The 12,119-nt window shown below is 66.6% G+C and carries 10 protein-coding genes; 1 reads left to right on the top strand and 9 read right to left on the bottom strand.

Annotated elements, in window-relative coordinates; all coding sequences use genetic code 11:
- Nucleotides 1–64 precede the first annotated feature (64 nt).
- Nucleotides 65–1,189, top strand: a complete 1,125-nt coding sequence (locus JLK41_RS03980) for a methyltransferase (RefSeq protein WP_210390422.1) — start codon at nucleotides 65–67, stop codon at nucleotides 1,187–1,189.
- A 59-nt stretch (nucleotides 1,190–1,248) separates the two neighbouring features.
- Here JLK41_RS03980 and JLK41_RS03975 read toward each other — a convergent pair whose 3' ends face one another.
- The 9 genes from JLK41_RS03975 to JLK41_RS03935 form a co-directional block, all read right to left on the bottom strand.
- Entirely contained in the window at nucleotides 1,249–2,568 is a 1,320-nt protein-coding gene (locus tag JLK41_RS03975) for a TldD/PmbA family protein (protein ID WP_210390421.1), read from the bottom strand.
- Nucleotides 2,568–4,010 carry a TldD/PmbA family protein gene (locus JLK41_RS03970; protein WP_210390420.1) on the bottom strand — a complete coding sequence of 481 codons (1,443 nt, stop codon included), beginning with the start codon at nucleotides 4,008–4,010 and terminating at the stop codon, nucleotides 2,568–2,570. The genes JLK41_RS03975 and JLK41_RS03970 overlap by 1 nt, the downstream gene beginning before the upstream one ends.
- 99 nt (nucleotides 4,011–4,109) lie before the next feature.
- Nucleotides 4,110–6,521, bottom strand: a complete 2,412-nt coding sequence (locus JLK41_RS03965) for a TonB-dependent receptor (RefSeq protein ID WP_210390419.1) — start codon at nucleotides 6,519–6,521, stop codon at nucleotides 4,110–4,112.
- Between the two features lie 246 nt (nucleotides 6,522–6,767).
- On the bottom strand, nucleotides 6,768–7,685 hold the full coding sequence (locus tag JLK41_RS03960) for a FecR family protein (RefSeq protein WP_081876403.1): 918 nt from the start codon (nucleotides 7,683–7,685) through the stop codon (nucleotides 6,768–6,770).
- Nucleotides 7,682–8,185 carry an RNA polymerase sigma factor gene (locus JLK41_RS03955; RefSeq protein ID WP_037046170.1) on the bottom strand — a complete coding sequence of 168 codons (504 nt, stop codon included), beginning with the start codon at nucleotides 8,183–8,185 and terminating at the stop codon, nucleotides 7,682–7,684. The genes JLK41_RS03960 and JLK41_RS03955 overlap by 4 nt, the downstream gene beginning before the upstream one ends.
- Nucleotides 8,186–8,280: 95 nt before the next feature.
- Nucleotides 8,281–8,427 (bottom strand): DUF2474 domain-containing protein, encoded by a 147-nt coding sequence (locus tag JLK41_RS03950; protein ID WP_037046168.1) that lies wholly within the window; start codon nucleotides 8,425–8,427, stop codon nucleotides 8,281–8,283.
- Nucleotides 8,428–8,504: 77 nt separating this feature from the next.
- Nucleotides 8,505–9,512, bottom strand: a complete 1,008-nt coding sequence (gene cydB / locus JLK41_RS03945; protein ID WP_037046165.1) for a cytochrome d ubiquinol oxidase subunit II — start codon at nucleotides 9,510–9,512, stop codon at nucleotides 8,505–8,507.
- A 2-nt stretch (nucleotides 9,513–9,514) separates the two neighbouring features.
- A complete protein-coding gene (locus JLK41_RS03940) occupies nucleotides 9,515–10,954 on the bottom strand; it encodes a cytochrome ubiquinol oxidase subunit I (protein WP_037046163.1) in 1,440 nt (479 codons plus the stop codon).
- A 242-nt stretch (nucleotides 10,955–11,196) separates the two neighbouring features.
- On the bottom strand, nucleotides 11,197–12,087 hold the full coding sequence (locus tag JLK41_RS03935; protein ID WP_037046160.1) for a LysR substrate-binding domain-containing protein: 891 nt from the start codon (nucleotides 12,085–12,087) through the stop codon (nucleotides 11,197–11,199).
- Nucleotides 12,088–12,119 lie beyond the last annotated feature (32 nt).

Raw genomic sequence — 12,119 nt, 5'->3', positions numbered from 1 at the left:
GCCTCCTCATCGAATACCCGCCCAGTCTGGCGCAATCGGCCGACGACAAACACCGAAGGTTTGCATGCCTACTCTCGATACCCCCTTCGCCAGCCTCGACCTGCTGCGCCAGCCGCACCAGCCGAACGAGCCGCTGCAAGCCTGCGACGCCGCCGACGAGTACCTGCTCAATCATCTGCATGAGCAGGGCGTCCAGGCAGACACCCGGGTGCTGCTGCTCAACGACAGCTTCGGCGCCCTGGCCTGCTCGCTGGCGAGCCACTGCCAGGTGACCAGCAGCAGCGACTCGCACCTGGGCTTTCTCGCCCTGAGCAGGAACCTCGCCAGCAATGGCCTCAGTGCGGACGCGGTGAGCTTCGTTCCGGCCAGCGCCAGTGCGCAAGGCCCGTTCGACTGGGTGCTGATCCGCGTGCCCAAGACCCTGGCCCTGCTCGAGGAACAGCTGATTCGCCTGCATGGTCAGCTGGCCCCCGGCGCGCGGGTGGTCGCCGGCGCCATGGTCAAGCACCTGCCACGTGCCGCTGGCGATCTGCTGGAGAAATACCTGGGCCCAGTGCAGGCCTCACTGGCGGTGAAGAAGGCGCGCCTGCTGCAGGTGAGCGTCGCCGGCAAAGGCGCAGCGAGCTCGCCCTACCCGACGCGCTACCGCCTGGACACCCCCGCGCTGGAGCTGGTCAACCACGCCAACCTGTTCTGCCGCGAAGGCCTGGATATCGGCACCCGGGCGTTCCTCCCGCACCTGCCGCAGCACCTCGATGCGCGCCGGGTGGCCGATCTCGGTTGCGGCAACGGCGTGCTCGGCATCGCCTATGCCCTGAACAATCCGCAGGCCGAACTGACGCTGGTGGACGAGTCGTACATGGCCGTGCAATCGGCGCAGGAAAACTGGCGCGCGGCGCTGGGGGACCGGCCGGCGACCATCCGTGCGGGCGACGGCCTGGCCGAGCAGCCGGCCGACTCGCTGGACCTGGTGCTGTGCAACCCGCCCTTCCATCAGCAGCAGGTGGTCGGCGACTTCCTCGCCTGGCGCATGTTCCAGCAGGCCCGCGCCGCGCTGGTAACGGGCGGCGAGCTGTGGATCGTCGGCAACCGTCATCTCGGCTATCACGCCAAGCTCAAGCGCCTGTTCCGTGGCGTCGAGCAGGTCGCGGCCACGCCGAAGTTCGTCGTGCTCAAGGCCAGCAAGTAAGCGCCGCGCAGCCCCGACGCTCTCCGTAGCCCGGATGCAATCCGGGGCACGCGCAAGCTCTACAACGTCAGGGTGAAGCGCGACAGCAAGGCACCGGGCAGCGCCATGGAGCCAGTCTGGCGGGCGCCGTAGGTACCTCCGGGGAGCAGCAGCTCGGGCGTTCGACTCAGCGCCTCCAGATGCTCGCCGAAGAAGCTGAACAGCGAATCGTCGAAGCGCATGGTACTGACCGGGGCCTGGATCTCGCCGTCCTCGACCCAGAAGGTGGCGAAGCGGGTCATGCCGGTCAGGCGCCCGGCCGGCAGGTCGGAGAAGTTGCAGTACCACAGGTTGCCGATGTACAGACCGCTACCCAGGCGCGCCAGTACCTCGCCTTCCTCCAGTTCGCCGCCGTGCACGCGCAGCGACAAGGGGTATTCGCCGCTGCACGCGCCGTTGGCGGTCAGGCCGTATTCGGCGGCGCTGCGCGAGCTGACCAGGCGCTCGCCAGGCTGCCCGGCACGGATCAGCGTCACGGCCTGCCGCGGCCCTTCGCGGGTGAACGCCGGCGCCAGGCCGCCCTCGATACGCTCATCCATGCTCAACAAGGGGCTGAGCGCGGCCTTGCCGCTGAACAGGCGCTGCAGCGGGCTGCCGCCTGAGGCCAGCGCCTGCGCACCGAAGCCCCAGCAGAACAGGCCGAACAGCTCCTCCAGCGCCGCCGGGCTCAGGTAGGCGCGATAGTCCCCCGGCGCCAGCGCCCGCAGCGGTCGCCCGAGGTAGGCCAGTTGCTGGCGCGCGCCATGCAGCTTGCAGGCGAAGACCTCGGCATCCCAGCGCTCGCCGGCGTAGGTGCTTTTCACCGCCTGCGCGTTGCCGTGGAACAGACTGAACTCGAGATTGAAGCTGCTTGCCACGTGCCAGCCAAAGGCCCCCCAGGAGCTGGCGAAGCCCTGATACTGCGGCCCGGCGGCGAGAAAGCCGACCAGGTCCAGACCCTGCGCCAGCTCGCTGATCTGCACGGCCATGGCGGCGGCATCCTGCGGCGCGACCGCATCGCTCGATTCGCTGCGCCAGGCCTCGCGATTCAGGCGCAGATACGGATCGTCAGGCAGGCCCGGCAGGATGGCGCGCAACTGCTGCACAGCCTGCTGCAGCAACGGCAAGTCGGCCTCCCGCTCGCCACTGAGCGCCAGCTTGCTCTCGGCATGGCGCAGGCCCCGGTACAGCGCCAGGGTGACGTACACCTGGCGTACCGTACCGGCCTGGCGCACACGGCCCTGATTGAAACGAATGAAGGCCGAATCCTCGGCGTTGTAGCCAAGGGTGAAGCCTTCTTCGCCGGCCAGCTGCTCCTGCAGGAAGGCGAGCAGCCCGTTGAAATGCTCACGCGCGCGCATCAGGCCGCCCCTCCGAACACATCGATGTCAGCGAATACGCAGGCCGGCGAGGCATGGCCGACGCGAATCACCTGATTGGGCTCGCCCTTGCCACAGTAGGGCGTGCCCAGCACCTCGAAGGTGCTGGCATCGCCCACCGCCCGCAGGTTGCGCCAGAACTGCGCGCTGATGCCGCGATAGTTGGGGTTCTTCACCACGCCCTTGAGCTCACCGTTCTCGATCAGCTGGCCCCACTCGCAGCCGAACTGGAACTTGTTGCGCGCGTCGTCGATGGACCAGGAGCGGTTGTTGCTCATCAGGATGCCCTGCTCGATGCCACCGATCAGCGCGTCCAGGCACTTGTCGCCCGGCTCCAGATTGAGATTGGCCATGCGATCGATCGGCGGACGGTTCCAGCTGCAGGCACGGCTGTTGGCGACGCCCGGCAGACCACTGCGCCACTGCGACAGCGCGCCGCCGAGGGGGCGCTGGAGAATGCCGTCGCGGATCAGCAGCTCGCGCCTGGTGGGCGTGCCGTCATCATCGAAGCCGTAGCTGGCCAGCTCGCCGGGGACGTCCGGAGCGAAGCTGACATTGAGCAGCGGCGAACCGTAGCGGTAGTGACCGAAGTCCTCCCGGCGGATGAAGCTGGTGCCGGCGAAGTTGCGCTCGTCGCCGAGGATGCGGTCCAGTTCCAGCGGATGGCCGATGGATTCATGGATCTGCAGGATCATCTGGTCCGGCAGCAGCAACAGGTCGCGCGCACCGCTGGGCGTGTTCGGTGCCAGCAGCAATTGCAGCGCCTCGTCGGCGATACGCGACGCGCTGCCGGGCACCCCCAGTTGCCCGAGCACCTCGGCGCCACCCTGGCGCGCCAGGTGGGTCCCGCCGAAGCTGCGGCTCTGGCTGTCGTTGCCGTCGCTGGCGGTCACGCCCACCTGCGGGAACACGTAGCGCTGAGCACGGCGCAGACAGGCCCCTGCACTGTTGAGGTAGATCTGCTGGTGATCGGTGAAGACCAGGCCCAGGTGGCTGTCCACCAGCCGGCTGTCCTGCGGGATGCCCGCTGCCTCGCTGAGCAGCCAGTCGAACCAGTGCGCCGGTTGCGCCTGCGACTGTGCGTAGCCCGGCATGACGTCATCGGCCCGCGCCTGCGGCACCGGCTGCGCCTGCACGTCCAGCAAGTGCTGGCCGGCCAGGGCACGGGCAATCGTCTCGGCCCGCTCCAGCGCGTCCTGCAGGCCGCACTGGCTGATGTCGCTGGTCGCCGCATAGGCCTCGACGCCCGCGATGCGCACCGTGAGCATGGCGCCGCCGTCCAGCGAGAATGACGGTGCCTGCGCCACGCGTCGGCGTACCCAGTAGGACTCCCGGCCTTCCTGGACATGACGCAGCGCCCAGAAGTCAGCCGTGGATTTCAGCGCGGCAAAGCGCCGTTGCAGGGTGTCGCTGAGGGCGAACATCGGGCCTCCCGGAAGAATCGGTAGAGGCTGGCAGTATGGGAACAAGCGCCCGCCATGAGCAACTGCCGGCGCGTGCTGGCAGCGGGCGCGAAGCGAGCCTCAGAAATCGACCGTGGCCGAGACCTTGAAGGTCCGTGGCGCTCCCTGCGTCAGGTAGCCGCCATTGGCCGAAGCCCAGTAGTTCTCGTCGGCGACGTTCTCCACCACAGCGTTGAGCATCAGCGCGCGGTCGTCCAGCCGGGTCTTGTAGCGTGCGCCCAGGTCGACACGCGTCCAGGCAGGAATGCTGTAGTCGTTGGCAGCGTCGACATACTGGCCTCCGGTGCGCAGCAGCAAGCCATTGAAACTCAGCCCCGGCACGCCCGGCACATCCCAGTCGGCACCGACATTGAACTGGAATTCGGGTACGCCGACTGCCTGGTTGCCATCGTTGTCGCCACCTGCCGTGCCGCGCAGCTCGGCCTCCGTCCAGGTCACGCCGCCAAGCAGACGCAGGCCACGCACGGGCTCACCGAACAGGCTCAGCTCGACGCCACGGTTACGCTGCTCGGCATCCACCCCATAGTTGCCATTGCCGTCGATCACGCCTTGCGGCTGCTCGATACGGAAAACACTGAGGTTGCCGCCGAAGCGGCCCCAGTCGAGCTTCGCCCCTGCCTCGGTCTGCCTGGAGCGGTAAGGCGCGAACATCTGGCCTCGGTTGTTCGCCGCACTGGGTGCGGTCGGCCCTTGCTGCAGCGACTCCACGCGGTTGGCATAGAGGGAAAGGTAGTCGGTGGCCTTGAACACCAGGCCATAGGCCGGCGTGGTGATGCTGTCCTGATAGTTGGAGGTGCGCGCACCACTGGCTGCACTCCAGGCATCGGCACCGATGCTCTGGCGGCGCAGGCCCAGGGTCAGCAGCACACGATCGTCGATGAAACCCAGGGTATCGGACAGCGCCAGACTCCTGTTCTGCACCTTGGCGGTGGTATCCGGGTCGTGCAGGTCACCGGATGGCGCATTGGCCGTCGGCACGGCCACGGGCGAACCGTCGTACAGATTGCCCGTGACACGATTGCTCGCACTGGTCGACTCGAAGGCGTTGCGCTTTTCCTGCCAGATGCCGTTGGCCGCCAGGTTGATCCTGTGGCTGACCGGCCCGCTCAGCAGCTCGCCACGCAGCCCCGTGGCCAGGCTCAGGGTTTCCTGGTCCAGCGGCGAATAGAGGCGGCCGATACGCGCGGCGCCATCAGCGCCGTACACATAGTTGGAGGCGTACACGCCGTTCTCCCGCGTGTACTTGCCGCCACCGATCAGGTAGGCGGTCCACGACGGCGACAGGTCGTACTCGGCGCTGAACATGGCGTAGCTGTCCTCCAGCTGCGACCAGCTCCAGGGCTGCGCGTAGTTGTGCCTGGAGTCCGGCGCGGACGGCACCTTGCCGTTGAGGGTACTGGTGACGCTGCTGTTGGAGGTGGTGGTCAGGTACACCACCGAACGCCCCTGATTGACGCGCTGCTTCTGATAGCCGAGGTCGGCCGCCAGGCGCAGGCGCTCGCCGCGATAATCCAGGCCCAGCGTGGCCAGACTGAAGCGCGACTGCTCGTGATCGATACCACTCTCGCCCTCGCGCTGGGCCAGGTTCAGGCGCACACCGAAGCGCTTGTCCTCACCGAAACGACGGCCCAGATCGAGGTGCCCGCCGACCCGGCTGGCGTTGGCGTAATCCAGGGTGAAGCGGCGGGTCGGGGTGTCCTCGGCGCGTTTGGAGACCACGTTGATCGCCCCGCCCACGCCACTGCCACCCGGCGCCACGCCGTTGATGAAGGCGTTGGCGCCCTTGAACACCTCGACGCGCTCGACCGATTCGGTGGAGATGATCTGCCGCGGTAGGATGCCGTACAGGCCGTTGAAGGCGATGTCGTCGCTGTACAGCTGGAAGCCACGTACGACGAAGACCTGGGAGAAGTTGCCGAAACCGTAGGACTGGCGCACGCCCGGGTCGCTGGCCAGCACGTCGGCCAGGGTCTGCGCCTGGCGCGTCTCGATCAGCTCGGAGGTGTAGCTGACAAAGGCGAACGGCGTGTCCTGCATGTCCTGGTTACCCAGCAGCCCGAGATTGCCGCCACGCGCCACCTGACCACCGGCGTAGGTGCTCGGCAAGTCAGCACGCGCAGCGAGCTGCGCACTGACCGTGGCGGCATCCAGCTCCAGCACATCCGCGCCCTGTGCCGCGGGCACCAGGGTGACGGTGCCGTCAGCGCCCACCTTGAAGCTCAGGCCGCTGCCGCGCAGCAGACGCTGCAGCCCCTCGTCGACCGGGTAATCGCCCTTGAGCGCCACGCTCGTCGCCACCTCGCGGGTCAGGCTGGCGTCGTATAGCAGGCGCACGCCGGCCTGCTCGGCAAAATCAGTCAGCGCCGAATCCAGCGCCTGGGCTGGAATGTCCAGTTCCACAGCCTGGGCCTGGATGGTGGCGAAGCCGAGAGAAAGCGCGATCAAGCTCGGGAGGAAGGGAATCGAACGCATGCGGATGTCCTGTGTTCTGCTGTCTTTTATGCGAAGAAGTCGCATTTGCAAGAGCAGAAGACGAAGCTGTCAGGCATTCCTGAACCGGTGCCGTGATTTTTTTGCAAAAGATCCGGGGCAAAGGCACCAGCATCGAGACCACGGTGGACAGGAAAGCACTGTCCGCCCTGTGTGTAGCCCGGATGAAATCCGGGGATCGGGTCCAGCCCCGTGGCCGGGGCTTCAGTCGCGACCGGACGATCTCGATCAGTCGTCGGACGACACCAGCAGCACACCAGGCAAACGGGTCAGCTTCACCGGCAGGGTCGTTTCGATGGCGCGCAGCACCGCCTGTGGCTCGTGCAGGGCGAATACCCCGGTGACCTTCAGCTCACGTGCCTTGTCGTCGAGAAACAGCACGCGCTGCGCCCGCTGCCGCGACAGCTCGCTGAACACCTCGCTCAGTGGCCGATCACGAAACACCAGACGCCCGCGTTGCCAGGCCAGCGAGCGGGCAGCATCCAGCGCCTGCACCACCTGCAACCTCCCGGCCTGCCAGGCAATCTGTTCACCGGCCTGCACCGCCCTCTCGTGACCCTGCTCATCGCGAACCTGCACCTGGCCTTCGGTGACGGCCAGCAGCACCTGATCATCGAGCATGTTGACGTCGAAGCGTGTTCCGGTCACACGGATGTGCGCCTGGCCGGCATCGATCACGAAGGGGTGCCGGGCATCGGCTGCGACGTGAAAATCGGCCTGACCGCGATACATCCGCACATGCCGCAGACCACCCGCATCGGCATCCCAGTCCAGCGCCGTGGCGCCGTTGAGTTGCAACTGCGAGCCGTCGCTGAGCTGCACGCTGCGGATCTCTCCTGCGGCGCTGCGCACATCCGCATGCCAGCCAGGGGGGGCCAGCCAGAACGCCAGCAACAGACAGGCCGCCGTGGCCAACGGCACGGACCAGCGTCGGGTGCGGCGCGGCACAGACGGTGACACAGCAGGCGCTCGCTCGACCTGGCCCAGCAGTGCCCACAGCCGCTCCACCTCGGCCAGGGCAGCGGCATGCCGTGGGCTGGCCCGGCGCCAGCGTTCGGCAGCGGCGCACTCGGCCTCGCTGGCGTTGCCGGAGTTGAGCAGCACCAGCCACTCACGGGCCTGGCGCCGCAGATCCTGATCAGTCAAGGCGATTCATCCATGCGTTCCTGGCAGTACTCGAGAGCCTTGAGGATATAGCGCCCGGCCATGCTTTCCGAGACGCCAAGGCGCTCGCCGATCTCGCGCTGGGTCAGCCCGTCGAGGCGATTCCACAGCAGCGCCTGGCGCAGATGCTCGGGCAGCTCCTGCATGAGGCCTTGCAGACGGGCCAGGCGCCGGCTGTCCTCGGTCGCCCGCTCAGGCTCGGGCACGTCGCTTTCCAGCGTCTCGTCGATAGGCGCCCATTGCGGGCGGACCAGTTGCTGGCGATGGTGATCGATCAGCAGATTACGCGCGACCCGATAGAGAAAGGCGCGCACGTTGCCGATCTCCTCGGCGCGCCGCCCCTGCAGGCGCAGCCAGGTTTCCTGGCGCAGATCAGCGGCCAGTTCGCTGCAGCGCGTCTGGCGAACGAAGAAGCGCAACAGCTCCCCGGAGTGACGCCGGAACAACTCTTCCGAAGAGGATGGATCGCGAGGCGGGGACACGGAGAAGGCTCGGCACCGGGAAAGGCCGGAAAGTATTACACATGAAAATGATTTTCAAATGTATCGGCACTGAGCCGACCGCAGGCGCCTGCATCTCAGCCCGGCGTGCCCAACCCCGCCGCACTCATGAACAGGCGCAGCAGCCAGGCCACCACACCGAGGGCGGTGACGCTGCAGGCCCAGATCAGCACCAGCCAGCCCAGGCGCTGCCACAGCGGCTTCTTCTCTTCGACTTCGGTCATATCGCCTCTCTCGCCCCCCAATTCAACGCGCCACCCGCCCGAGCCCGCTGCCAGCGCAGCAGGCTTCGCGCAGATTCTCAGTGGTAGCCATCATCCACCGTGACCTTGCCGCGGAACACGTAGTAGCTCCAGGCGGTGTACATGAGGATGAAGGGAATGATGAACAGCGCCCCCACCAGCATGAAGCCCTGGCTCTGCGGCGGTGCAGCGGCCTGCCAGATGCTGATCGACGGCGGGATGACGTTCGGCCACAGGCTGATGCCCAGGCCGCTGTAGCCGAGGAAGATCAGCACCAGGGTGAGCACGAACGGCGAATAGTGCGCGTTGTCGGCCACCGCCTTGAGCAGCGCCCAGGTGCACAGCAGCACCAGCACCGGTACCGGCATGAACCAGAACAGGTTGGGCAGGCTGAACCAGCGTTCGGCGATGGGCGCATGGGCGAACGGCGTCCACAGGCTGACGATGGCCGTCACGCCGAGCAACACCAGCACCAGCGGTCGTGCCATGTCGTGCATCTGCTGCTGCAGGCGGCCTTCGGTCTTCATGATCAGCCAGGTGCAGCCGAGCAGCGCGTAGGCCGCGATCAGGGCCAGCCCGCAGAACACCGAGAACGGCGTCAGCCAGTCGAAGGCGCCACCGGCGAAGGTGCGATCGACCACTTCGAAACCGTCGATATAGGCGCCCAGCGCCACGCCCTGGCAGAAGGTCGCGGTCAGCGAGCCGCCGATAAAGGCCTTGTCCCACAGATGCCGCTTGGCGGCCTTGGCCTTGAAGCGGAACTCGAAGGCCACACCGCGGAAGATCAGCCCCAGCAGCATCAGGATCAGCGGCAGGTAGAGCGCATCCAGCACCACCGCATAGGCCAGCGGGAAGGCGCCGAACAGCGCCGCGCCACCGAGCACCAGCCAGGTCTCGTTGCCGTCCCAGACCGGCGCGACGGTGTTCATCATCACGTCGCGCTCGCCGTCGTCACGGACGAAGGGGAAGAGGATGCCGATGCCGAGGTCGAAGCCATCCATCACCACGTACATCATCACACCGAAGGCGATGATCACCGCCCAGATCAGCGGAAGGTCGATACCCATGTTCAGTTCCTCTCCGGCAAGCTGTCGGTTTCACCGTCTTCCAGGCCTTCTTCCGCAGCGGACATCGGCCGTGCCGGGGTCCGCGGCTGGCCAGGCCCGCCTTCGGTGCTGTCCTTGCCCTCGTCGATCTTCGGTCCCTTGCGCACCAGGCGCAGCATGTAGCCGATACCGGCGCCGAAGAGGACGAAATACACCAGCACGAACAGCGCCAGGGTGATGCCCATCTGCGCCGCACTGTGCCCGGACGAAGCATCGGCGGTGCGCATCAGGCCATGGATGATCCACGGCTGGCGGCCGATCTCGGTGGTGTACCAACCGGCGAGAATGGCGATGATCCCCGAGGGTCCCATCCACACCGCCAGGTGCAGGAACGGCCGCGACTGGAACAGGCGCCCGCCGCGCCGCAGCCAGGTGCCCCAGAGGCCGACCAGGATCATCAGCAGGCCCATGGCGACCATGATGCGGAAGGTCCAGAAGACGATGGTGGAGTTGGCCCGGTCCTCCGGGGCGAATTCCTTGAGCGCCGGTACCTGCTTGTCCAGGCTGTGGGTCAGGATCAGGCTGCCGAGCGCGGGAATCTCCACCTTGAAGCGCGTCTCCTCGCGCTGCATGTCCGGCCAGCCGAAGAGGATCAGCGGTGTCGGCTCGTCACCGACGTTCTCCCAGTGGCCTTCGATGGCGGCGATCTTCGCCGGCTGGTACTTCAGCGTATTGAGGCCATGCAGGTCGCCGATGAAGGCCTGTACCGGCGCCACCAGCAGCGCCATCCATACCGCCATCGAGAGCATCTTGCGGATCGCCGGGTTGTCGCGCCCGCGCAGCAGGTGCCAGGCCGCCGACGAACCTACGAAGAAGGCGGTGGCGAGGAAGGCCGCCGTGGCCATGTGCGCCAGGCGATAGGGGAACGACGGGTTGAACACCACGGCGAACCAGTCCACCGGAATCACCCGTCCGTCGACGATCTCGAAGCCCTGCGGGGTATGCATCCAGCTGTTGGAGGCGAGAATCCAGAAGGTCGAGATCAGCGTGCCGATGGCTACCATCACCGTGGAGAAGAAATGCAGGCCCGGCCCGACGCGGTTCCAGCCGAACAGCATGACGCCGAGGAAGCCCGCCTCGAGGAAGAACGCGGTGAGCACCTCGTAGGTCAGCAACGGTCCGGTGACCGCCCCGGCGAAGTCGGAGAAGGCGCTCCAGTTGGTACCGAACTGATAGGCCATGACCAGGCCGGAGACCACCCCCATGCCGAAGTTGACCGCGAAGATCTTCGACCAGAAGTGGTAGAGATCGCGGTACACGGTGTTGCCGCTCTTCAGCCACAGCCCTTCGAGCACGGCCAGATAACTGGCCAGACCGATGGTGATGGCGGGAAAGATGATGTGGAACGAAATGGTGAAGGCAAACTGGATTCGGGCGAGATCGAGCGCCTCTAGGCCGAACATGTTACATCCTCATTCAGGGTTATCTCGGCCCCGGCACGCAAAGCCGAGCCATAGACTCCGAGTGTTGGAGTCGAACGCGCTGGAATTGTTCTTATGAAATGAGCAACGGCCGGCAAGCCGCTGGAGACGACGCGCGAAACGCGGCATTGATCTGGATCAATGCACGTTGAAAGACTAGCCGCTAATGGGCCACCTGGCGCTGTGGTGATTTGCCGCGTGACAGGCCGCCACAGGTGCCGCGTTCAACGGCCAAGTTCGGCGAGCAGCCACTGGCGGAACGCCTTGAGCGAGGGCAGCACCGCGTTGCGCGGCGGGTAGGTCAGGCAGTAGGTGCGCTGGCTGGGAATCGCTTCGCCGACGCGCAGCAGATGGCCATGGCGCACGTCGTCCGCCACCAGCAACTGCGGCACCAGGCCCACGCCGATACCGCTGCGCACCGCCTGCAACAGGTGCGAGGTCAGCTCGAAGTTGGGCCCGCTGCGCATGCGCTCCGGCGCCAGGCCATGGCGGGCGAACCAGCTGGCCCAGAGCGGCGGATGGCTGGCCACCTGCAGCAGCGTCTGCGCGGCGATGGTCTCGGCGTCGACCACCTCGCCCGCCGCCAGCAGCGCGGGGCTGGCGACCACCACCATGGTTTCTTCCAGCAGCGGGTGCACCACCAGTTCCGGCCAGTCGCCGCTGCCGACGGTGATCGCCGCGTCGATCTCGCCGTCGGCGAAATCCACCGCCTGGATGCGCGAATGTACATGCACCTGCACACCAGGGTTGGCCGCGTAGAAGCGATTCAGCCGGGGCAGCAGCCAGGTCGAGCCGAAGGTCGGCAACAGCGCCAGGCGCAAGGTGCCCATGCCGGAGCCATAGGCCACCGCCTGCAGCGTGGCGCTGCGGATCTGCGCCAGGGCATCGCCGAGTTCACGCAGGTACAACCGGCCCACGTCGGTCAGCACGATGTTGCGCCCCTCGCGGCGAAACAGGCGCACGCCCAGCTGCGCCTCCAGCGCCTGCACCTGACGACTGACCGCACTCTGCGTCAGCGACAGCTCCCTGGCTGCACGGGTGTAGCTCTCGTGCCGGGCAGCGGCCTCGAAGGCCAGCAGCAGCGACATCGAAGGCGTCAGGCGCCGATGATTCATTCATACTCCTCATGAATTGATCGCGAAAAATA

The sequence above is a fragment of the Ectopseudomonas khazarica genome (genome assembly GCF_017915135.1).
Classification (GTDB): domain Bacteria; phylum Pseudomonadota; class Gammaproteobacteria; order Pseudomonadales; family Pseudomonadaceae; genus Aquipseudomonas; species Aquipseudomonas khazarica.
Note: the sequence above shows the minus strand (reverse complement) of the source record. Positions and strands in the feature narration are given on the sequence as shown.